General features: G+C 65.6%; 18 protein-coding genes. 5 read left to right on the top strand and 13 right to left on the bottom strand.

What is annotated here, in order from left to right; all coding sequences use genetic code 11:
- A complete protein-coding gene (locus CS1BSM3_RS00095) occupies positions 1 to 951 on the top strand; it encodes a DUF6456 domain-containing protein (RefSeq protein ID WP_083528106.1) in 951 nt (316 codons plus the stop codon).
- A gap of 40 nt (positions 952 to 991) precedes the next feature.
- On the opposite strand, the gene CS1BSM3_RS00090 is transcribed toward CS1BSM3_RS00095, so the two are convergent.
- The 5 genes from CS1BSM3_RS00090 to CS1BSM3_RS00070 all read right to left on the bottom strand — a co-directional run bounded on the left by CS1BSM3_RS00090 (position 992) and on the right by CS1BSM3_RS00070 (position 5,280).
- On the bottom strand, positions 992 to 1,441 hold the full coding sequence (locus CS1BSM3_RS00090) for a hypothetical protein (RefSeq protein ID WP_072384945.1): 450 nt from the start codon (positions 1,439 to 1,441) through the stop codon (positions 992 to 994).
- 127 nt (positions 1,442 to 1,568) lie between these two features.
- Positions 1,569 to 2,051: a flavin reductase family protein gene (locus CS1BSM3_RS00085; RefSeq protein ID WP_072384944.1), complete on the bottom strand. Its 483-nt coding sequence runs from the start codon at positions 2,049 to 2,051 to the stop codon at positions 1,569 to 1,571.
- A gap of 101 nt (positions 2,052 to 2,152) precedes the next feature.
- Positions 2,153 to 3,517 (bottom strand): LLM class flavin-dependent oxidoreductase, encoded by a 1,365-nt coding sequence (locus tag CS1BSM3_RS00080; protein ID WP_072384943.1) that lies wholly within the window; start codon positions 3,515 to 3,517, stop codon positions 2,153 to 2,155.
- A 109-nt stretch (positions 3,518 to 3,626) separates the two neighbouring features.
- Positions 3,627 to 4,145 carry a UGSC family (seleno)protein gene (locus CS1BSM3_RS28745; protein ID WP_280174698.1) on the bottom strand — a complete coding sequence of 173 codons (519 nt, stop codon included), beginning with the start codon at positions 4,143 to 4,145 and terminating at the stop codon, positions 3,627 to 3,629.
- A 55-nt stretch (positions 4,146 to 4,200) separates the two neighbouring features.
- Complete coding sequence (locus CS1BSM3_RS00070) at positions 4,201 to 5,280, bottom strand: hypothetical protein (protein WP_072384941.1); 1,080 nt, start codon at positions 5,278 to 5,280, stop codon at positions 4,201 to 4,203.
- Between the two features lie 211 nt (positions 5,281 to 5,491).
- On the opposite strand from CS1BSM3_RS00070, the gene CS1BSM3_RS00065 reads away from it, so the two are divergent.
- The gene (locus CS1BSM3_RS00065; protein WP_072384940.1) at positions 5,492 to 7,015 is read left to right on the top strand and encodes a 4-hydroxyphenylacetate 3-hydroxylase family protein; all 1,524 of its coding nucleotides are present in this window, start codon (positions 5,492 to 5,494) and stop codon (positions 7,013 to 7,015) included.
- Positions 7,016 to 7,162: 147 nt separating this feature from the next.
- Here the strand turns inward: CS1BSM3_RS00065 and CS1BSM3_RS00060 are convergent, their stop codons facing one another.
- From CS1BSM3_RS00060 to CS1BSM3_RS00025, 8 genes are all read right to left on the bottom strand, one after another.
- The gene (locus CS1BSM3_RS00060; RefSeq protein WP_072384939.1) at positions 7,163 to 8,383 is read right to left on the bottom strand and encodes a class I SAM-dependent RNA methyltransferase; all 1,221 of its coding nucleotides are present in this window, start codon (positions 8,381 to 8,383) and stop codon (positions 7,163 to 7,165) included.
- Positions 8,380 to 9,132, bottom strand: coding sequence for a TlyA family RNA methyltransferase (locus CS1BSM3_RS00055; RefSeq protein WP_072384938.1), 753 nt, complete (start codon positions 9,130 to 9,132; stop codon positions 8,380 to 8,382). Before CS1BSM3_RS00055 ends, CS1BSM3_RS00060 begins: the two co-directional genes overlap by 4 nt.
- Positions 9,133 to 9,339: 207 nt before the next feature.
- The gene (gene tsaE, locus CS1BSM3_RS00050; RefSeq protein WP_072384937.1) at positions 9,340 to 10,848 is read right to left on the bottom strand and encodes a tRNA (adenosine(37)-N6)-threonylcarbamoyltransferase complex ATPase subunit type 1 TsaE; all 1,509 of its coding nucleotides are present in this window, start codon (positions 10,846 to 10,848) and stop codon (positions 9,340 to 9,342) included.
- Complete coding sequence (locus tag CS1BSM3_RS00045; RefSeq protein WP_083528105.1) at positions 10,845 to 13,343, bottom strand: sensor histidine kinase; 2,499 nt, start codon at positions 13,341 to 13,343, stop codon at positions 10,845 to 10,847. The genes tsaE and CS1BSM3_RS00045 overlap by 4 nt, the downstream gene beginning before the upstream one ends.
- A 233-nt stretch (positions 13,344 to 13,576) precedes the next feature.
- Positions 13,577 to 15,088 (bottom strand): hypothetical protein, encoded by a 1,512-nt coding sequence (locus tag CS1BSM3_RS00040; protein ID WP_072384936.1) that lies wholly within the window; start codon positions 15,086 to 15,088, stop codon positions 13,577 to 13,579.
- 50 nt (positions 15,089 to 15,138) lie between these two features.
- Positions 15,139 to 15,936 carry an enoyl-CoA hydratase-related protein gene (locus tag CS1BSM3_RS00035; protein WP_072384935.1) on the bottom strand — a complete coding sequence of 266 codons (798 nt, stop codon included), beginning with the start codon at positions 15,934 to 15,936 and terminating at the stop codon, positions 15,139 to 15,141.
- A 20-nt stretch (positions 15,937 to 15,956) separates the two neighbouring features.
- Positions 15,957 to 18,251: a phosphoenolpyruvate--protein phosphotransferase gene (gene ptsP, locus CS1BSM3_RS00030; RefSeq protein WP_072384934.1), complete on the bottom strand. Its 2,295-nt coding sequence runs from the start codon at positions 18,249 to 18,251 to the stop codon at positions 15,957 to 15,959.
- 263 nt (positions 18,252 to 18,514) lie between these two features.
- Complete coding sequence (locus tag CS1BSM3_RS00025) at positions 18,515 to 19,777, bottom strand: aspartate kinase (protein ID WP_072384933.1); 1,263 nt, start codon at positions 19,775 to 19,777, stop codon at positions 18,515 to 18,517.
- A gap of 376 nt (positions 19,778 to 20,153) precedes the next feature.
- On the opposite strand from CS1BSM3_RS00025, the gene hflK reads away from it, so the two are divergent.
- From hflK to CS1BSM3_RS00010, 3 genes are read left to right on the top strand one after another with little or no spacing between them, the layout of a single operon-like run.
- Positions 20,154 to 21,272: an FtsH protease activity modulator HflK gene (gene hflK / locus CS1BSM3_RS00020; RefSeq protein WP_072384932.1), complete on the top strand. Its 1,119-nt coding sequence runs from the start codon at positions 20,154 to 20,156 to the stop codon at positions 21,270 to 21,272.
- 2 nt (positions 21,273 to 21,274) lie between these two features.
- Positions 21,275 to 22,174, top strand: a complete 900-nt coding sequence (locus CS1BSM3_RS00015; RefSeq protein WP_072384931.1) for a protease modulator HflC — start codon at positions 21,275 to 21,277, stop codon at positions 22,172 to 22,174.
- Positions 22,171 to 22,356, top strand: a complete 186-nt coding sequence (locus CS1BSM3_RS00010; RefSeq protein WP_072384930.1) for a DUF2065 domain-containing protein — start codon at positions 22,171 to 22,173, stop codon at positions 22,354 to 22,356. The genes CS1BSM3_RS00015 and CS1BSM3_RS00010 overlap by 4 nt, the downstream gene beginning before the upstream one ends.
- Positions 22,357 to 22,717 lie beyond the last annotated feature (361 nt).

The raw sequence follows: 22,717 nt of genomic DNA, 5'->3' as shown, positions 1-22,717 counted from the left end.
ATGACCAATGCTGCGAAATTGCCGGTGGCGGCGGCGCCATCGGACGAGAGGCTTCGTTCGCGATGCCTGCCGCTTCTCTCGGCGCTGGCCCGGCCGGGTGCGGTTCTGATGGCATCCGGCAATCCCGAGGATCCGGTTGCGATCGTCGTCTCGAGCCGTGCGGATGTGGCGACGCCGTCCGCAGCCTTCGCGCCTGAGGATGCCGAAGCTGCTGCGTCACAGGGCTGGATCGAGGCCGCGGGTGACGGCTGGGGCTGGAAGATCACGCGCGCTGGTGCTGCGGTCGTGCGCGCCGCCCGCGCGTCAGGCGTTGCAGCGCGTGCGGCAGCGTCGCCGCAATCGAGTGGTCGCGCGCTGTCGCTGCCCGTCGCGCGCCGGCCTGCGGAAAAATCACGCGACGTCCATCATGGGGCTTCGCGTGATGCGGGTGGTTCACTCGCCTGGCTGCACAGCCGCCGCGACAAGGATGGCCAGCCCCTCATCAGCGCCGAGCAGCTTGCGGCCGGCGAACGTCTCGCCGGCGATCTCTGGCGGGCGCGCATGACGCCGCGCGTGACGTCGGTGTGGACCGGCGTTCCCGGCGATGCAGGCAGTCGCCGTGCGTCGCCCGGCGCTGGCATCGACATTGCTGATACGGTTATCGCGGCGAAAGTCCGTGTCGAGCGTGCGCTCAGGGCTGTTGGCCCCGAGTTCGCCGGACCACTCATCGATGTGTGCGGTCACATGCTCGGTCTCGATGACATCGAGCGCACGAACGGCCTGCCCATGCGCTCCGGCAAGATGCTGCTGAGAACCGCGCTGACCCGGCTCGCGCGCCACTACGGGCTACTGCCGCCCGAGCACGGCGAAGCCGAGATCGCGCGCCGCATTGCCGGCTGGATGGCGGAGGATGGGGCTGTGTCGCTGGAGGCTTGGCGTGATGTTCCACCTGCTGCCCGAACGCAGAGATAGTCCTAGCCAATGTCGCCAAGAATTCGTGGCGCGATGGCTGCTATGAGCATTGAAGAATGTATGCTTGAGCATTTGTGAACAAAACGTCAGCTGCCTTGGTCCAAATCGCTAGCCCGGATTCCTTGATCACAATCACGGCGCTAACGCCACCCATGTCATTGACGTGTACCGCGGAGATTTTTCGATCATCTTCGTGAACGATGACGAACTTGTCGCCATCCATGGTCCCATTTCGAACTGCCGCAGCTGTCAGGAAGGAAATGCGCTTCGCCACGGTGTCGATATTTAAGGCGACGACATCCGTAGCACGGCCACTCTCAGCCTCAATGGTATTATCAAACATGCTCACAAACAGTGTTGCGCTCGCCTGGGCCTTACAGCCTAGTTGATTGGAGGTCACCGCGTACTTCGAGAAGTGAATGGTTTGTTTGTTGGTGACGTTTCCCCGAACCAAGTATCCAACGACACTGCCGACAACTACTGCTGCCACAACAAATATCCAGTGCCGCATAGTGCCCCCCGGAATAAGGACGAACCAATCCGAGGATCTTGCATCAATTAGTGGGTGACGGCTAATCCTTCTTTGGGCATCTTCCCCGCAGTCCGCGGAAAGAAGACTACCTCGCCTTCAGATCCCAGAAGTCGCCGCGGAAGTAGAGCAGCGGCTCCACATCCGCGCGGAAGCGGCAGTCGCGCACGCGGCCGATGAAGATCGTATGCGTGTCGAAGGAGTGCTCCTGCGCCACCTCGCAGTCGAGGTTGGCAATGGCGCCCTTCAGGAGCGGTGCGCCGGTGACGAGCGTGTCCCAGGTATCAGGATCGAAACGCGCCTCGCCCTCGAGCTTCTTGGAGGAGAAGCGGCGCGCCAGCTCGTTCTGGTCGCTCGCCAGCAGATTGATCGAGAAGCTCTGCCCCGAATGGATCGGCGCGTGCGCGCTCGCATTGCGGTTCACGCAGGCGATCACCATGGGTGGACTGTCGGTCAGCGAGCAGACGGCCGTTGCGGTCAACCCAGTGCGGTTGCCCGGGGATCCGACGGCGATGATCGTCACTGCGCCGGCCTGATGGCGCATCACATTGCGGTATTTGTCGGAGTCCATGCTCTTCCTCGTCGACCGCTCCTGCGCGGGCGCCACGCAGGGTATCTGACCGCGCCGGCGATGCAAGCCGCCCAGCCGCATTCTTGATCAGCGAGGGTGGCTCAGCTCTTGAGCTTCCAGTCACCGATCTCGGCCTTGGCGAGCCCCAGGTTGTCGCGGAGCGTCGGGCCCTTGTAGTCCTTCTGGTGCAGGCCGCGGCGCTGCAACTCCGGCACGACCATGCGCACGAAGTCCTCATAGCCCCCCGGGAGGTGGGTCGCCGCGACCACGAAGCCGTCGCAGGCACGCCCCGTAAACCATTCCTCGAGCCCGTCGGCGACATCCTTGGCTGTGCCCACAAAGCGCGGGAACTCGCGCACGGTGCCGCGGTTCGAGAACTCAACGAAGTCCCGGATGGTGGGGTTCTTCTTGCCCGAGAGATTGACGACGCGATCGAGAATGGCGCGCAGGCCTGAGATGCGCTGCAGCTCGTCGTCGTTGAAGGCCTCGTCCATCCCCTTCGAGTAGAAGTCGAAGTTCAGGGCCTCCGAAAGCAGCGCCAGCCCATCCACCGGTTTCGCCAGCTTGTCGATGACCGCCATCTTATCCTCGGCCATGGACTTGGTTTCGCCGATGACGGCGTAGATGGCCGGCGCCACGCCGACCTCGTCGGGATTGCGGCCGCACTTTGTGACAAGATCCTTGAATGTCGCGTAGTTCTTCTTGCCGATATCGATGTTCGGATAGACGCAGAAGACCAGCTCGCCCCAGCGGGCGGAGAAGACCTGCCCGCGTCCGGACTGCCCGGCCTGGATGACGACGGGCCTGCCCTGCTTGCTGCGCGGCACCGGGAGCGGCCCCTTCGAGCGGAACCAGCGGCCCTGGTGGTCGAGGCGGTGGACCTTGTCGGGGTGGGCGAAGAGGCCCGTCTCCTTGTCGATGACGATCGCGTCGTCCTCCCAGGAGTCCCAATGCCCGAGCACGACCTCCATGAACTCGTCGGCCTTGTCGTAGCGCAGATCGTGCTGGGGATGCTCGGACTGCGAGAAGTTCTCGGCCTCCGAATCGTTGAGCGACGTCACGACATTCCAAGCACTGCGCCCGTTCGACATGAGGTCGAGCGTCGCGAACACGCGCGCGACGTGGAAGGGCTCGTAATAGGTCGTCGAGTAGGTCGAGCCGAGGCCGAGGCGCGACGTCGCCGTGCTCATGATGGAGAGGATCGTGGTCGGATCCATCTTCACGACGCGCACGCCGTTCGCGACCGCCTCACGATGGTCGCTGCCGAGGATGTCCGGCATGGCGAGGCGGTCGTCGAAGAAGCCGAGGTGGAACTTGCCGTACTCGAGCGTGCGCGCAATGCGCATGAAATATTCCGGCCCGAGGAAGTCGGTCGCCGAATGCGGATGGCGCCACGAGCCGACGTAGTTGGAGCAATTCTGGGCCTGCAGGAACCCGATCAGGATCATCTCGCGCTGCTTGGCCATTTTCGCTCCTGGTAACTCGGTTCTGTTCAGACGTACCGTCCATCATAGCTCAACGGCCCGGCCTGCCCAGAATCGCTAAGACCCCGAGCAGTGTCCAGGCCGCTTTGTACTAGCGGGCGAGCAGCAGCTCGCGCGCCTGATCGATGGTCGCCCGCGCATATGCGCGCAGCAGCTCGTCCGAGGCGCTGGAGATCGGATGATCGATCACCGCGAACTTGAAATCCGGTGCGCCGAGCACCCGGCACATGAGTTCGGCCGCGCTCACGAAGCGCGTCGTCATCACGCCGACCGCGGGGACACCAAGCCGTTCAGCTACAATCGTGTCATGCAGACTGCACGACGAGCAGCTCCCTCAATCACCGACACCGGCGAAGACCGCGTGCCAGTTCGTGATCTCCTGCACGATATGGGCATCGCAGGGCGCGCTGTAGTTGGATTTCTCGCGCCAGACGACGTCGGCGACGCCCATCTCTTCGCGCAGCATCCGATCGAGGTGGCCGAAGTAGCCCTTGGTGCCTTCCTTGGCATTGGTGATGATGCCGACAGTCAGGCCCTCGAGCGAAGCGAGACGCGGTGCGGGCGTGAGGCCCGCCGCCATCGTCTCATTCGTGGGATCGAGTAGTCTCATCAGCGTATCCTTTTCTTGAGTTTCTTGTTCTTACCGGCCTCGGGGACCGGAAATCTCATTTGACGGGCTTCGGCGGCTCGCAATCGACGCAGACGCCGATCGCCGCCGTCACGGCTCGCGTCTTGCTGCCCATCCACGGCGGGATCACGGCGCCGAACCCGCCCGCCGGACCGCCGGCGGCCACCACCAGCAGATCATCGGGCGACTGCAGTGCCGGGTGCACCTTGCTCGCGCGATCGCGAACGACCGAGCCCTTGCCGACATTGGCCCATTCGCCGCGCTCCACGCGCGCGCGCTCGAAGATGTACTCGGCGATGTTCTTCTTGGTCCATCCGGCGGCCTGGATGTGATCGCGGAGCTGCTTCGGAATGACGATGACGTAGTTGCCGCCATAGATCGAGTAATGGAGCTGGTTCGCGCGCATCTCGGCGGCGAACGTCTCCAGGATCTCTTTCGGATCGGTCGTCCACTCATTCATGATCTGGCGCGGGCCCATGGCCGCAAACACCGTGACGCCGGACGTGCCCTCTGGCATGCCGCGCTGGATGTGCAGCGGCTCCCAGGTCATGTCCTCCTCGTCCTCGGCGAGGCAGTAGGAGTATTTCCCGGGATGCCCGAGCGTCGCGCGGTCGATGCCGCCGGGGCGCACGTCCATCAGGTTGATGAGCGCCAGCCGGATCGCCCTGCCGATGACGGCCGTGGCACGATCGCTATTGCCGAGCGCGTTGAACGTGGCGTTGGCGCCGATCTCCAGGCGGATCGGACCATTCAAGATCACGAGGATCGCACATCCGCCCGTGCTCGATGTCACGCCGTGGAGCAGAAACTCATCCTTGTGCATAGCCTGCCATGCCGTCGCCACTGCCGGGAAGTGCATCGGCAGGCAGCCGGCCATGACAGCATTGATGGCAAGCTTCTCGGCGGTGATCGGCTGCCCGCGCACGGGCTCTATGCCGAGGAGCTGGTCCGGGTCCATGCCGGCCCATTCGAGGCACGCTTCGACGGCCGCCTCGGTCGGCGGAACGATCGGCAGGCCGTCCGTCCAGCCATTGCTGTGATAGAGTTCCTGGGCGGCGGCAAAGTCCGGCGCTTCGTGGACCCGCGAGGTGAGTGCGCGTTTCGTATGAAGCTGCATTTCTGCACCCTCGGAGCTGCCTATCGGATAGTTTGCTCATAGCTCATTTTTCCTCGCCTTGTCATCGCCCTGAGCCCTGCGTGAGCGCACAGGCAGGCTGCGTTCTTGTAGGGGCGGAGGCTCTGACCCGCCGCGTTGACGGCTGTTGCCGGAAATGCGGCGTGCTAGACTTCCGGGCGAGGAAACGCGCTTTCAACAAAGGAGCGCCCAAATGCTGATGTCGGCCGCCGACTATCGGGAATCCCTCCGCCGCTATCGCCCGCGGGTCTTCATCAACGGGCAGCAGGTCGAAAGCGTCGCGGACGAGCCGCTGCTCGCCCCAGGCGTCGCCGCCGTCGGCGTGACCTATGACTTCGCCCTCAAAGAGCAGCACGCGCCGCTGATGACCGCGCGGCAGATGACGTCCGGCAAGACCGTCAACCGGATGTTGCACATCTGCGAGACGTCGACCGACCTTCTCTACAAGCTGGAAGCCGTGCGGCTCGTGTGCTGCGAGAGCGGATGCGCGCAGCGCTATCTCAGCCACGACGGCCTCAATGCCATCTTCCAGGCGACGCGGCGCATCGATGCCAACAACGGCACGGACTATCACGCGCGCTTCCTCGCGTATCTCCACCGCGTTCAGGACGAGGATCTGACGCTCGGCGTCGCCATGACGGACGCGAAAGGCGATCGCTCACGGCGTCCCGGTGGCCAGGAAAATCCCGATGTCTACGTGCACATCAAGGAGCGGCGCCGCGATGGCATCGTGATCCGCGGCACCAAGGCGATCGTCACTGGCGCGCCGTACATGCATGAGCTGCTCGTCATGCCTTGTCGCACGATGACGGCCGAGGACGCCGACTTCGCCGTCTGCTGTGCCGTGCCCGTCGACGCCGAAGGCGTGACGATCATCTCGCGCCCGGCCGGCCGGCCCGGCGAGAGCGCCGCGAAGTTCTCCGCGCGCTATGGCCAGTGCACGGCCGTCGTCCAGTTCGACGACGTGTTCGTGCCCTGGGAGCGCGTGTTCGCCGATGGCCAGTACGAAGAAGCAGGCTACCTCACGACGAGCTACGCGACGCATCACCGCCATTCCTGCATTGGCGCGCGCGCCGGCTTCGGCGATCTGCTGATCGGCGCCGGCGCGCTCATGATCGAGGCCAACGGGCTCGACCCGGCCAAGCACGGCCACATCCGCGATGCCATGGTCGATCTGATCAAGATCGTCGAGGGCTTCTTCGCGTGCGGCGTCGCGGCGTCCGTCTACGCGGCAAAGGATCCCGCAGGCTCGGTCATGCCGGACGCGGTCTTCTCGAATGTCGGCAAGCTCCTGCTCGCAACGCAGATCTACGACATGCACCGCCTTGCGCACTATGTCTCGGGCGGCCTGATCGTGGCGCTTCCCGGTCCTGACGAGGACCACAATCCCGAGACGCAGGCTTCGCTTGCTGCCGTTCTCGCGGGTCGCCCGGACGTGCCGGCGTCGCAGCGCCTCGAAGTGGCGCGCCTGATGGAAGACCTCACAGCCTCTTACACCGGCGGCTGGATGAGCCTCATCTCGCTGCACGGCGGCGGCAGCCCGGAAGCCATGAAGCGCGAGATCTGGCGCAACTACCCTGTCGGCGAGAAGCGCGAGATCGTCGAGCGCTTGCTGGACCGCGGCGTGCTCGATACGGGCGATCGCGTCTCGAAGCAGCCCGGCCGCTGCTGCGTCACCGGATGCGAGGTGCCAGCGCTCCCGAAAGCGGCGGAGTAACTCACTTCTCCCTCTCCCCATTGCCTTCAATGGGGAGAGGGTCGGGATGAGGGGGGCGGCATACGCCAAGGTCTGAGCTTGTGCCGCCCCTCATCCTGACCTTCTCCCCGTAAGCACGGGGAGAAGGAAAAGTCGGTGGCGGAGTGATCAGCGCGTGAGCGCCGCAACGGCCTCGAGGTGCGGCGAATAGAGGAACTGGTCGATCGGCGTGATCGCATCGAGCCGATAGCCGCCGTCGATCAGAATGCGCAGGTCGCGCGCCAACGTCGCCGGGTTGCACGAGACCATCACCACACGCTTGACCTTGGACTGCGCGAGCCGCTCGCACTGCGCCTTCGCCCCTGCGCGCGGCGGATCGAGCACGACCGCGTCGAGATCCTTCATCTCCATGGGCGAGAGCGCATCGCGGAAGAGATCGCGCGGCTTCGCCGTGAAGGGCTTGAGCCCCTGGTTCTTACGCTGCGCTTCATTGAGCGCCGCGATGGCATTGCGATCGGCATCGAATGCCGTCACGCGTGCCTTCTGCGCAATGGGCAGCGTTAGCGTGCCGAGCCCGCAGAAGAGATCGCCGACCTGTTTTGCCTTGCCGAGCGCCGCGGTGACCAGATCGATCATCGCCTGCTCGGCTTCGGGTACGGCCTGAAGAAAAGCACCCGGTGGCGGTGTCACGGCCTTGCCCGCAAACTGCAGGACAGGCGCCTGCCGCTCGATCACCGGCACGCCGCCCACGGAAACGCGCGCCATGCGCGCCGCTCCTGTGATCTCGCCGATCTTCGCCCGTGCCGCAGCACTCAAGGCCCGCTCATTGCCTTCCAGATCGACATCCGCACCCGTATCGGTCAGCGTGATCGCGACGCGCGTCTCTTCCTCTTGCCCCGCCACGACACTGGCGAGCTGAGCGAGCGCCGGCAGCAGCTCGACAATACGCTTGTCCAGTACTGGGCAATCCTCGGCCGCAACCAGATCGTGCGAACGCCGACCGTGGTAGCCGATGCGCATTGCCCCACGAATGCGGCGCGCATTGAATGTCGCGCGCCTGCGCGTGTGCTCGGAAACCGTGATCAACGGCTGAATGTCGGCCGAGATATTCTGCTGGCGCAGCGCGCGCACGAGGAATTCGCGTTTCCATTCCTGGTACATTGCGAGCGGCATATGGCGCGCAACGCACCCGCCACACGGCTCGTCATCCGGATCAGGCGGCCGGCGCCGATCAGGCCGCAGCTCCACGGGTTCGGGTGCGTAACCCTCCTCGACCTGCCACCTCTCGCCCGGCAGAGCCTGCGGAATGAAGATCGGTGCGCCCGCCGCGTTTGTTGCGACGCCATCGCCTTCGGCCCCAAGCCCGGTGATCTCTACAATCTCGCTCATGACCGCACTGCCGCCAGTAGAAACTCGACATTCCCCGATCCACCTTCTATCGGCGACGGCATCGTGCCCAGCACTGTCCAGCCCTCCTGCGCCGCCAGCCAGTCGCGCACATCCGCCAGCGCCTTCTCCCGCAAAGCCGGATCTCGCACGATGCCGCCTCTGCCGACGCCCTCGCGCCCCACCTCGAACTGCGGTTTCACCAGCGCCATGAGCCAGCATCCCTGCGCCGCGAGCCCCAGCGCCGCCGGCAGTACCTTCCTCAATGAGATGAAACTCACATCCGCGACGATCGCGTTGATCGCCTCTGGCACCATCGTGCGATCCAGCGTTCGCGCATCGCATTCTTCGAGTGCCACGACGCGCGTATCGCCCGCCAGCGAGGCATGAAGCTGTCCCTTGCCGACGTCCACCGCATAGACGCGTGTCACGTCCCGCTTTAGCAGCACCTGGGTGAAACCGCCCGTCGACGCCCCGACATCGAGCGCGATCCGCCCAGCAGGATCGAGCCCGAAGTGGTCCAACGCCGCCGTAAGCTTCACCGCCCCGCGCGACACTTGCGCCGCCGCCGCCGCATCAACGACAATCGTCTGCTCTTCACGCACGCTCATGGCTGGCTTGTGCGCGACCTCGCCATCGACGCGCACTTCGCCACGCGCAATGAGGTCACGCGCTTTGGCGCGCGTCGCGACGAGCCCGCGGGCGACGAGCGCGAGGTCCAGGCGTTGCGGCTGTTCATCCGGTGGCGTCATGGAGGAAGCGCTATTCGCTCGCGAGGAAATAGTCAAAAAAAGGCGGGGGTTCCGGGGGGGGTCCGTCGTGTCGGAGACACGCGCCTTCGGCACGATGCGGGTTACAGGGCGGCAGCCCTGTTCGTGCCAAAGGCACGAAGGTCGCTTCGCGACGCGGGGACCAGTCCCCGCACCCCTAGTCGGGGGACACCCCCGAACCCCCGCCTTTTATGAGTTTCGTTCCCGTGCGGTTGGCGGGAAGTGCCGATCGAACCAGCGCGCGAGATCGGCGAGAGCGGGGTGGCGCAGATTGCGCTCCAGGTAGTGCCATGTGCGGGGAAGATGCGCGAGATAGCCGTGCTTTCCGTCGCGGTTGGCGAGGCGCTTCCAGAGGCCCAGCAGCTTGTTGTTCCGCTGCGCGCCAAGCACCGCGTAGGCCGTATCGAAGGTGGCCGCATCGAAATCCGGCTCGCGGCGCGCGACCTCGCTCCGATAGTGAACGAGCAGCGCGCGTTCCACATTCTCGGGCACGTCGAGACGGGCGTCCTGAACCAGCGACACGACGTCATAGGCCCAGGGGCCGCGCATGGCATCCTGGAAATCGAGCACGCCGACGCGGCCGTCGCTGAGCCACATGAGATTGGGCGAGTGATAGTCGCGCAGCACCCAGCCGAGCGGCAGCGTCTCCAGCCAGTCGATCTGAGCGTTCCAGAGGCGGAGGAACTCGGCCTTCGCATCAGGCGGCATGGGCGCGCCTTTGACCGCGGGCCAATACCAGTCCGTCAGCAGCTCGACCTCGATCAGCAGCGCGGTGCGATCAAAGCGGTTGAGGAAATGATCGGCGCCGCCAGGTACCGGTAGCAGATCCCGCGGTGGATGCGCGCGGAGCGCGACGAGCCCGTCGACGGCGGCAGACCACAACGCCTGCTGATCCATCCCGCTTTCGATTGCACGGCCGAACGTGAGATCGCCGAGATCGTCGATCAGCAGCAGGCCGCGCTCGTGATCGAAGGCACGGATCGTCGGCACGATCATGCCGCAGGCGGCAAGCGCTTCCGCAACGGCATGAAAGGCTGTGACATCCTCGGCGAGATGCGCGATGCGGCTGTACGGGAGGCCATCGCGGATCGGCGGTCCGTCCGGCATCCGCGGGCTGTCCATGAGCACGAGCGATCCGCCGTCGCTAATGAGCCGCGCATAGGCGCGCGTCGAAGCATCGCCCTGCAGATAGTGCACTGTCCCCTCGCGATCGGCGAGGAAGTCATCGATTTCGCGCAAGCGCTCGATGCGCGCCGTCCAATGCTCATCAGGCGTCAGACTGAGCGTCCGCGTTTCTGCCGATGCCCCCGCGCTCAACGCAATATCCAGATGATGACCGTGCAGGCGCCCCTCGGCCCGCTCGGGCCACTCGACAAGCGCGAGGCCACCGGTGACAGCTTCATCGAAACCGATCTCGTCGAGCTCCGCGGGGTCGGTCAGCCGGTACAGATCGAAATGCGCGACGTCGATCCGCGCGGTCGCATAGGGCTGGACGATCGTGAAGGTCGGGCTCGGCACCTCGGCCTCGGGATCGCCAAGCATGGCGCGGATGAGCGCGCGCGCGAAGGTCGTCTTGCCGGCACCGAGATCGCCGGTCAGCGTGATGAGATCGCCCGCGCGCACCTTGAGCGCGATCAGCTCGGCCAATCGCGTGAGCCGCGCCTCGTCGACGCCTTCAACGATCCAGGAGCCGCTCATGCGATGGACAGGGACCTCACCGCCTCCGTCCCCGGCCGCGGCCCATGCTCGGGGAAGCGCACAGTGGCGGACGTACCTTCGCCCGGCTCGCTGACGAGGCTCATGGTGCCGCCATGCAGCTCGACCAGGCTCTTCACGATCGGCAGGCCGAGGCCGGCGCCGCGATGCTTGGAGCCGCGGCTCCTCGAGACGAACCGTCCGAGCACGTCGCGCTGCTGGTCATGCGGAATGCCGGCACCCTGGTCGGTGACGGTGAACGCGATCATCTGGCCCTCGCGAACGCACGAAAGGCGGATCAAGCCGCCAGGATCGGAGAAGCCGATCGCATTCGAGAGCAGATTGTAGAGGATCTGGCGCACGCGGGCCTCGTCGGCGATCAACTCGTCGACATCCTCGGCGACCTCGACCTCGAGCGCAAGATGAATGCGGCTCATGCGCTCTTTGACGCCGAGCGCCGCCGCCTCGATGAGCCCGACGACCTTGGCCGGAGCAAGGCGAAGCTCCAGGGCGCCTGCGTCGATGTTGGCGAGATCCAGAATGTCGTTGATGGTCGAGAGCAGCGTCTCGGACGAGCGCGAGACGGCCGAAAGGTATTCCCTCTGCTTCTCGTTCAGTTCACCGATGCGCGGGCTCTCGAGCAGCTCCGTGAAGCCGATGATGCTCGTGAGCGGCGTGCGCAGTTCATAAGATACGTGGCTGATGAACTGGCTCTTGAGCCGGTCGGCCGCGATGAGCGCCTCATTGCGCTCCTCGAGTGCGCGGGCGTAGCGCTTGGTGACCGTGACATCGGCGAAGCTGACGAGCGTGCCGCCATCCGGCAGCGGCAGCGCAGCATAATCGATCACGCTTTGATCCGCGCGCGTCATCTGGCCGGTTGCGTGCTGACGCTGGTCGGAGAAGGCCGTTGCCGCCTGGGCGATGTTGCCCCACTCGGTCGGCTCGTCGTGCAGGATCTGGCACTGACGGATGATCTCGTCGATGTGCGGCTCGTCCTGCAGCATGCGGCGGCCGAGCTTCCAGATGCGCTCGAAGGCCTGGTTGAAGAGCTTGAGGCGGCCGTCCGTGCCGAACACCGCGACGCCTTCCGCGAGATGGTCGAGCGTCTCGCGCTGCACGCGGATCAGCTCATTGTAACGGCTTTCGAGCGCAAGGCGCTCGGTCTCATCCTCATAGAGATAGGTGATACCGCCGTCGGGGCGCTCCTCGGCCATGACGTGCACCGAGCGGCCATCGGGAATGTGCCACCATTCCTCGGGCTCGGAGCCGGTCTTGTAGCCGGCGAGCACTTTCGTCTTCCACTCGCGGTAGTTCACGACCTCGGGGATGCGGCTGCGCTCGCGCAGGCGATCGAGCAACTCGCCGTGCATGGGGCGCTGACTGAGCCAGTCCGCATCGAGCTGCCAGAGCTTGGCGAAGGCATCGTTGAAGAAGCTCAGGCGCTGATCGCGCGAGAAGATGGCGACGGCGGTCGAGACGCGGTCCAGCGTGCGATAGAAGGTGGCGACGAGCCGGTCGAGCTCGCTTTCGGCACTCTGGATGGCCGTGACGTCGATCGCGCAGGCGACGCTCGCCTCGCCGAACGGCAGCACCACGATGTCGTGATGGCGGCGCTCGCCGCCGATGATGAGCGGCATGCGCTTGCGGAAGCTTTCCCCGCGCACGAGCACATTGGCGAGCTCCTCGCGCTGGCGCGTCTCCAGGAGCTCGAGCTGGCGGTCCGTGACCTCGACTTCGCTCTTGGCGCCGACCGCGCGCACGTAGGCCTTGTTCACCCACTCGATCTGGCCGCTGCCGCCGCGGATCCATACGGGATGGGGCAGGGCATTGTAGAGCGCGCGGCCGAGGCCGATGTCGCGGGCGAGCTGGCGGTGCTGCGAGATGATCTCGGCGACCTGCTTGCGGTAACCGGCGATGTCCCGGAAGCGCAGGATGGCGCGGCCGCCCGAGACGCGTCCGTCCGCCTCGACATCCCCGCCGGCGCCCGTGCGGAGCAGCAGGTTGAATGGCTGGCCCTGCGTGAAAAGCGTATCGAGCTTGGCCTTGAGATCACGCGCCGACTCCGGCTCGAGCCAGGCGCCGAGGCGCATGAGGAGCTGAGGATCTTCGGGAAGGCCCGGCACCGTGGTCAGCGTATGCGCGGCAACGCGCATGTTCTCACCCTGCTGCCAGAAGATCAGGACCTGCGGCTCGGCCTTGATGATGGCTTCGGCGGCCGCGAGGCTGCGGCGCAGCTCGACGACCTCGTCGCGTCGCTGCCAAAGGCGCAAGCGCTGCTGCAGCCAGGAACGCCAGATCAGCATGACCATGGCGACCGCGGCGCCAGTGAGAACCGTGACGGTCAGCAGCCAGCCGAGCCTGATCGTGCCGAAGAGCTGAATACTGGTGTCGAAGGCTGCGATGGCCAGCACGGAAACGGAGGCAACCGCCGCCATCAGCAGGAGGACGAGATCCTCGCGTGCCAGCCGCCGTCTGCCCGTGCGTTCCGTCGTGTCCATCCCGTCCCGGGAATCGCCAAATGGCCCGGCGGCGCGTTGGTCCTAAGCGGAACTGGTGAAAACCAAGGCGCCAGGGCTTGTGCTGCCTGTCGCTGAATACCGAATCGGAATTATGCCGGCTTTGCTCTTATATGGCCAGAATATCCGCGGGCCTTCATGAAGAAACAAATCTAATAAAATCAACGAGAAGCGGGCGCGCGGGGCCAAGGTGGCGTGTCCCGGCAGACACGCCTTCAGGCAGCCCGTCGGCGCGTGAACGGATAAGCCAGGATCGTGCCGATGGCGACGAGCGACCGCCACGTCCCGCGCACGAACGCGACGGGGGCGCTCACGACCGCAACCAGCGGCATGAACATGAGCAGAAAGATCGTGCCGCGGACTCCGCGCGCAGCCCAGTATCCGGCGCGGCGCGGATAGTCGGACCGTGCTTCCAGAGGCCAGAGGCGCTGCCACCAATCACGCGCGACACTCAAGCCCGCGAGACCGAGCACCAGGAACACGAGGTAGCCGATCTGTACGAGCGAGGGGATGCCGGGCACGAGACGCGCATCGAGCTCACGCTGGCGCCCCCGGCTGGTGAGATCGAGCCGCAGTCCGCTGGCGACGATCGTACCCGTCACTTCCGGCGCCAGATCACGCCACGTCTCGCTGACGGGCGCCGTCCACCCACCCGCGGCTCCCCGCGCCAGCCCCATGAGCTGGAAGGCCGTTCTCAACTCCTGCATGACGACGGCGTCGATCTCGACAGGAATGCCGCCCGTGAGCTGGCCGATGAGGTCCGGAAGCGCGGGCTTTGCGCGCGGGCCATCGAGCGAGGTGAGCGCCACGCGCTGCCAGAACCAGTTGCGCGTCCCCGGCTGGCGGGCACTCCCGCTCTCGATGACCACGAGGTTGACGTCGTGCGTGGCTGCCGCCTGGCGTAGCTCATCGAGCGCGAGCGTGCGCTCGGGGCCGCTAGAGGGCCGGTACAGCAGAGCTTGTCCGTTCATGCGGCCGGTGATCACGACCGTGCTGCGCGCGACGGCGCTCATCATGTGCGGCAACCGCTCGGGATCGACGCTCTCGACGGCGACGCGGGCCGGTGCCGGATCTCCTGGCCGCGTGCGCTTCAGGAGGCCCGTCGCGCCCGGCTCCAGTGCCAGCACGCGGATCGTCGAAAGCTCGACCGGCCGCGCGAGCTGCCAGAGCAATTCATGGACTTCGGTGCTACTGCGAACGGGCACACGCACGCCGCCGCCGACATCGAGGCTGTAGCGCTCGACGCCGTTGACCATGCGCCGATGGAGGCCATAAACGCGGCTCTCGATGAGCGCCGTGAGCTCGGCATCGGCCGGCAATTCCTTGAGCTTCGCCCTGTCCTTGAAGAGCGTGTTGCCGCTCAGAAGCAGGATTTGCTTGGCGGCCTCCTCGCTGAGGGGCGTGAGTACGCGCAAGCCACGCTTGAGCTCATCCGGCGTCGCGGCGGTGAACATCTCGCCTTCGGCATTGCGCAGGCGCCAGTGGCCTTCGTCGCTCAGCTCGACCGCGACGGCGCGCGACCGCCGCGCCGCCGGCAGCGTTTTCAGATGTGCGCCCGCCTCGTCGATCGCCGCAAGGCGCTTACCGGTCCGGTGTGGGACGCCATCGTCCGCGTGCTTCAGGATGCGCGTCAGCCAGTTCGCGCTGGCAGAGGGCGCCCCTGCAAGCGCCATCAGCGCGAGAAGACCCGCCACGAGCAGTCGGAAATGGCCCTTCGAGAAATCCATGCCGCCAGTCTAACAGCGGGATTGCGGCGGATGCAGCGCGAGTTGCGGCCTCAGCCCTTTGCCTTGGCCCGCGCCTTGGCGAAATCGGGCGGTCGCCTCTCGAAGAAGGCCGCGAAGGCCTCCTGCGCCTCGGGGCTGCTCATGCACTGCTTGAAGACCTCGGATTCCGCCTCGATCTGGGCGCTGAGAGCCGCCGGATCACCCCGCATGAGGCGCCGTGCGGCGAGCAGCGCGGCCCGCGGCTTGGACGCGAGACGCCGCGCGGCCTTCATGGCCGTGGCTTCCAGCTCCGCGGCCGGCACGATGGCGTTGATGATACCGGCTTCCTTGCCACGCTCGGCATTGAAGGGCTCGCCGAGGCAGAGCAGCTCGAAGGCGCGCGCATTGCCCATGCGCATGACGGCCGTGAGGCTCGATGCCGCCTCGGGCACGAGACCGAGATCGAGGAATGGCGTTCTGAGGCTCGCCGTCGGGCTCGCGTACACGAGATCACAGTGGAAGAGCATGGTCGTGCCGATGCCGATCGCGAGTCCGTCGACGGCGGCGATCATGGGCTTGGTCACCTTGGGCAGGCGCCGGATGAAGCTCAGCGACGGCGTCGGTATGCCCTCGCCACCGCCAGCTTTGGATCGGCGGATGAAGTCGTTGATGTCGTTGCCGGCGTTGAAGATGCCGCCTGAGCCGATGAAGACGTTGGCGATAATGCCGTCGTCCTTCTCGGCCCGATCGAGCGCCTCGGACATGGCATCGTACATGCCGCCGGTGAAGGCGTTCTTCTTGTCGGGTCGGGTGAAGCGGATGACCTGGATCTCGTCGGCAACGCTGATGTCGATGTCGCGCTCGCTCATGGTCGTTCCTCTATACCTCCCTAGATTTCGATGCCTTCGCTTGCTGCGAAGGCCGCAAGACCATCGCGAATGCTGTGGCCACCCTTGTTTATGAGCTCGGCGACAGCCGCCTCGGTGCGCGCGGCGTGCATGCCGAGCACCATGGTCTTGACCGGGCCGATGCTCGCTGGCGCCATCGACAGCGTGCGGAAGCCGGCGCCGATGAGCGCCAGGGCCTCGAGCGGGCGGCCGCCGATCTCGCCGCAGAGCGCCACGGGAACGCCGAGGCGCTTGCCGGCTTCGGTGACGCTCTTGAGCGCACGCAGGAAGGACGGTGCGAGCACGTCGAAGCGGCTCGAGACCTTCGGATTCCCGCGGTCGGACGCAAAGAAGTACTGCATGAGGTCGTTGCTGCCGACCGAGGCGAAATCGACGAGCGGCAATGCCTGGTCGAGCGCGAAGAGCAGCGACGGCACCTCGATCATGATGCCGAACTGGACGCGCGTCGGCTCACCCACGCCACGGCGGCGCAGGACCTCGATCTCGCGATTGAGAATGGCGCGCGCCGCAATGATTTCCTCGGGCTCCGACACCATCGGGATCATCACGCGCAGATCGGCACCTTCCGCGGCACGCAGCATCGAGCGGAGCTGTGTCCGCAGGAGCGCGGTGCGGTCGAGCCCCATGCGAATGCCGCGCCAGCCGAGCGCCGGATTGTCCTCCGCGTGCTGGCGCATGTAGGGCAGCACCTTGTCGCCGCCGATGTCGAGCGTGCGGAAGGTAATGGGCTTGCCTTCCGCGCCTTCGATCACGGCGCGATAGACCTGGGTCTGGCGATCGCCGCGCGGGAAGGTCGCCGCCACCATGAATTGCAGCTCGGTGCGGAAAAGCCCGATGCCCTCGGCGCCCGATTGCTCGAGATGGATGAGGTCATCGGGAAGACCGGCATTCATCTGCAGCGCGATGCGCTCGCCGTCCGCAGTAATGGCCGGCCGGCCGACGAGCGAGCGGTACTGGCGCTGCTGGCGCGCGCGAAAACGCACCTTGTCCGAGTAGGCCTGGATCACGTCGCCCGTGGGGCGCACGAAAACTTCGCCCGTGTTGCCGTCGACGATGACGGGATCGCCCGCGTCGATGCGCTCGATCACGCGGCGTACATCCGTCACGGCCACGACGCCGAGCGCGCGCGCAACGATGGCGACATGGCTCTGGCCGCCGCCTTCCTCGATGACGAGGCCGCGCAGGCGCGTGCGGTCGTAGTCGAGGAGATCGGCGGCTCCCATGTTGCGCGCGATGACGATGGCATCGTGCGGGAGCTGCTTGTCGGCGGCGCTGCCGCCTGCGTTCGGCGTGGTCAGGATGCGCAGCAGGCGGTCCGAGAGATCCTCGAGATCGCGCACGCGGTCGCGCCAGTAGGGATCGCGCTGGCGCAGCATCCGCGCCCGCGTCTCGTTCTGCACGCGCTCGACTGCCGCCTCCGCCGTCAGCCCCGACTGGATGGCCTCCTTGAGGCGACGCTGCCAGCCGCGGTCGTTGGCGAACATGCGGTAGGCTTCGAGGATGTCCTTGTGCTCGCCTTCGCGCGCGAGGTCGCCGGAGCCGAGCATCTCATCGACGGTCGCCTTGAGCTCGGTGATGGCCGTTTCGAGGCGCAGGGACTCCGCGTTGGGATCATCGGCCGTGAGCCGCGTGACGACGACGCGCGGCTGATGCAGCACGGCATGGCCGAGCGCAATGCCATCGGAGATCGACTGTCCCCTGACCACGTGTCCGACGCGCCGGCTGAACTCGATGGCCATGTTGGCGCCGGGAATGCCAGCCGAGACGAGCTGCTCGGCGAGCACCATGGCGGTGGTCTGGAGGATCTCGACGTCCTCGTCGGAGTATTCGCGCGGCGTCTTGTTCTGGACCGTGAGCACGCCGAGGACGTCGCCGCTCCGCAGGATCGGCACGGCGAGGAAGGAATGATAGATCTCTTCGCCCGTCTCCGGCCGGTAGGAGAAGGCCGGATGGCTCTGCGCATCGGGCTCGTTGATGGGCACGGCCATCTCGGCGCAGCGCCCGACGAGGCCCTCGCCACGCTTCATGAAGGTGCGATGGACGGCCGTTACGTTGAGACCTTCGGTGGCGAAGAGCTCGAGGCTGCCGTCCTGGCGCTTCAGGTAGATCGAGCAGACTTCGGCCACCATGAGACCGGCGATCTGGCGCACGATCTTGTCGAGCCGGCTCTGTCCGTCGCCTGGTTCCTCGATGATCTCGCGCAGGCGACGCAGGATGATCCGCAACCCCGGCTCGGTGGGCGGCACATGCTCATCCTGGAACGGTGCCTTGATCATTTCGGCCCTGCCATTCCCACGCCGTGCCCGAGCGAGACCCAGATCGGCCACTCGCGGCGATTGTCCCTGCCCGATCTCCTTCAGCCGGGCCCATTGCCAATAGTGACGACGTCTCGTGTCTCAAGAATATGCGACGTTCGTCTTCAGCCGCGATCCCGAAGATCAGGCAGAACTACCCAAGTCCGGGGCTCGCCGTCTTTCTAGACCTTCTAGGCCAGGCGCCCGTGCGGCGCCTGCCGGCCTTGGGACCTGTCGTCTGGCGCCTACTCGGCGTCGAGCCCGTAGAGCGAATGGAGCGTGCGCACGGCAAGCTCGGAGTAGGCGCGGTCGATCAAGACGCTGATCTTGATCTCCGAGGTCGAGATCGCCTGGATGTTGATCCCTTTCTCGGCCAGCGCCGTAAACATGCGCGCGGCAACGCCCGCGTGGCTGCGCATGCCGATGCCGATCACGGATACCTTGACCACATCCCCCGAGCTCTCGACGTCGAAGTGCCCGATGTCGCGGGCGGCGCTTTTCACGACCTCGAGCGAGCGCACGAGATCCGATTGGAGCACCGTGAAGGTCATGTCCGTGTTCTTGCCGTCCGTGGACAGGTTCTGCACGATCATATCGACGTTGATATTGGCGTCGGCGAGAGGCCCGAAAATGGCGGCGGCCACGCCCGGTCGGTCGGCGATTTTGCGAAGCGTGATCTTGGCTTCGTCGCGAGAGAAGGCGATGCCGCTGACGACTTGCTGTTCCACGATTTCATCCTCGTCGCAAACAATCGTGCCGATTTCGTGCCAGGTGTCCGGATGTGCAGCCGGGATCTCGTCCGGCGGCGTAAAGCTCGAAAGGACGCGCGTCCGCATCCTGTGGACCATGGCGAGCTCGACCGACCGCGTCTGGAGCACCTTGGACCCGAGCGACGCCATCTCCAACATCTCCTCGTAGGAGATGCGCGAGAGCCGGCGCGCCTTGGGCACGACGCGTGGGTCGGTCGTGTAAACGCCATCCACGTCCGTGTAGATGTCGCAAAGGTCGGCGCGCAAGGCAACTGCCAGGGCGACGGCGCTCGTGTCGGAACCGCCCCGCCCGAGGGTCGCGACGCGGTTGCGGTTGGGCTCGATGCCCTGGAAGCCCGTGACCACGGCGACCTCGCCCGAGTCGAGCCGCTCGCGCAGCTTCTCGCCGGGGATGTCGATGATGCGTGCAGCACCATGCGCCGAGTCCGTCAGGACCGGGATCTGCCAGCCCTGCCATGAGCGGGCCTGAATACCGATCGACTGGAGCGCGATGGCCAGGAGGCCGGCGGTAATGTTCTCGCCCGAGGCGACGATTGCATCGTATTCACGTGCATCGTGCAGCAGGGACGTCTCGCGGACCCAGCCGACGAGCTGGTTGGTGGTCCCGGCCATGGCCGAGACCACGACGGCCACGCGGTTGCCGGCGTCGACCTCGCGCTTGACGTGCTGAGCGACGTTGCGGATGCGCTCGACATTGGCGACCGACGTGCCCCCGAACTTCATCACGACCGTCGTCATGGCTCTCCCGGTGCAGAACGTGCTCTCGACAGCCGCAGGTTGTCCGGCCGTGCCATAATGGCTAAGTTCAAGTGTCCCGGCTGCGGGATCGCCCGGTGACCAGCGCTCGCGCCCGAGAGGCCGCGGATGGGGGCCGCGGGCGACGCAGCGCGGGCGTACTCATACTCGGCTCGCCGGGCTGCCGCAACCTTGGTGCCGCGCCGGGGCGTGGGCGAAAACGAGCCAGTAAGATGACCGCCTCGTAATTTGCGAAAGGCGGACGGAATAGCCTATAAGCGAAAGCGACCTATATAGAGAGCAACATGCCGGGCGGAGCTGGAGCGAGGCTCTTAGTCCGGCATCTGCTTATTTCCCAACAGCGAAGAAGGGCGTGGTAATGCCGTGGAGCAATCAAGGAGGCGGGGGCGGCGGATGGAAAGGCGGCGGCGGTGGTGGCCCCTGGGGACAGGGCCCGTCCGGCGGCGGCGGCGGCCAGCAACCTGACCTTGAAGAGCTTCTGAGGCGCAGCCAGGACCGCCTCAAGCAGGTGATGCCGGGATCGGGCATTCCGGGCCCGCTGCTCTTCCTCCTCGCGGCCATCGGCATCGCCGTTGCTGGCTTTTATGCGTTCACGTTCCGCGTTCAGCCCGACGAGCTTGGCGTCGTTCTGCGCTTCGGCGAGTTCGTGCGCCAGGAGCCGCCGGGCCTGCACTTCCGCCTGCCCTACCCGATCGAGGAAGTCCGTCTCCCCAAGGTGACCCGCAAGAACACGATCGAGGTCGGTTTCCGCTCGAGCGTCGTACGCCGCGGGACCACGGGTACGACCAACGTGCCCGAGGAAAGCGGCATGCTGACCGGCGACGAGAACGTCGTCGAGGTGCCGTTCGTCGTCATCTGGCGCATTCAGGATGCCGAGAAGTACCTCTTCCGCATCCAGAATCCCGAGCAGACGGTGAAGGACGTGGCGGAGAGCGCCATGCGCGAGGTGGTCGGCAAGAGCGACTTCGAGCGCATTCTGACCAGCGAGCTGGGCGCTGTCCGGACATCGGTTCAAAAGCTCATGCAGGATACGCTCGACAGCTATCAATCGGGCATCATCATCGACGAGGTCTCGCTGCAGCGCGTGTTCCCGCCTCAGTCCGTGGGTGACGCCTTCCGCGACGTCCAGGCGGCCAAGATCGATCTCGAGACGCTGAAAAATCAGGCGCAGGCGTATGCCAGCAAGATCGTGCCCGAGGCGCGCGGCGCCGCGGACCGCATCATGGCGGAAGCGGAAGCCTACAGGAAGCAGACCGTCGAGGAGGCGATCGGCCAAGCGTCCCGCTTCGGCGCGGTGCTCGCCGAGTATCAGAAGGCGCCTCAGGTGACGCGCGAGCGTCTCTATCTCGAGACGATGGAGCGCGTGCTCGGCGGTGCCGACAAGATCATCCTGGACAGCAAAGTCGGCTCGGGCGTGGTGCCATACCTGCCTCTGGACCAGCTTCAGCGCAAGCCGCAGCCGCAGGGAGTGAAGTGACCATGCGTGCTATTTTCTCCTTCCTTATCGCGGTGATCGTAGGTGCAGCGCTGCTCGCCTACTTCGCGTTCTTCATCGTGAACCAGAACGAGCAGGCGCTTGTTCTCGAGTTCGGCAAGCCGAAGCGGGTCATCGATCGCGCTGGTCTTCACTGGAAGATCCCGGTCGTGGAGACCGTCGAGTACTTCGACAAGCGCATTCTCGACCTCGACATGACCCCGCAGGAAGTGCCGGCGGCGGATCAGAAGCTGCTCCTCGTCGATGCGTTCGCGCGCTACCGGATCAAGGACCCCCTGAAGTTCTATCAGGCGGTGACGAGCGAATACTACGTGCCCCAGCGCTTCGGGCCGATCGTGCAGTCGACGCTGCGCCGCGTGCTCGGCACGGCGAGCTTCATCGACATCGTGCGCAACAAGCGCGAGGCGCTGATGAAGCAGATCGCGACCGAGGTGAACAAGCAGGGGCAGGAGTTCGGTCTCGAGGTCGTCGACGTCAGGATCAAGCGCGCCGACTTGCCGGAGAAGAACCTCCAGAGCGTCTACGACCGCATGAAGGCCGATCGCTTCAAGGAGGCCGAGGAGCTCCGAGCCGAAGGGCGTGCCGCGGCCAACAAGATCCAGGCCGACGCAGACCGCGATGCGATCACCATCCGCGCCGAGGCGCGCCGCAAGGCGGACCAGCTTCGCGGTGAAGGCGATGCCGAGCGCAATCGCATCTTCGCCGAGGTGTTCAACCGCGATCCGGCCTTCTTCTCCTTCTATCGCTCGATGCAGGCCTATGAGCAGGGCATCAAGTCGGGTGATACGCGGATGCTGCTCTCGCCCGATAGCGAGTTCTTCCGCTACTTCAACAACCCGTCGGGCACGCCGACGCCGGCGCCCCAGACCACCGGGCAAAGATGAGCGATCTGGTCGCGGCCCTCGGGTTGGTTCTCGTTATCGAGGGCCTTCTCTGGGCCGCGTTCCCATCACTGACGACGCGTATCCTCCAGTCGGTGGTCGAGACACCGGAGGCGGTGTTGCGCATCACCGGCGTTGTGGTCCTGGCGCTCGGGGTGTTGATCGTCTGGCTGGTGCGCGGCTAAAGCAACGGACGTGAAATTCGCAGCCCGTCGATGGCGGGCAGGGAGCGAATTTCAAGTCCAAAGTTGCCTTGGAACCCCATAAGGCTAAAGCGTCTTTGGACCTCAGAATGCAATACTGAGCCCGGCCCGAACCGTGGGTCGATTTGAGGTCCGGCGCTGTAGTACGGCGTGCGCGCGCGGAAAGCGGGCAAATGAAAAGGGCCGCCCTCGGGCGGCCCTTTCCGTTAGCTGTGCGTCTCGATCTGCTTCGGATCAGAAGCGGATGCGGGTACCAGCCGTGAACATGTGGAGGTCTTCCGCACCGCCGACCGTCGCGTTGAACTGCGCTGAGTCGAGCGAGTAGTTCTTGTAGGCCAGCCAG

Source organism: Hyphomicrobium sp. CS1BSMeth3, assembly GCF_900117415.1.
In the GTDB taxonomy this organism is placed as follows: Bacteria; Pseudomonadota; Alphaproteobacteria; order Rhizobiales; family Hyphomicrobiaceae.
The sequence above is the reverse complement of the archived record's forward strand: the minus strand, read 5'-3'. Positions and strand labels throughout refer to the sequence as shown.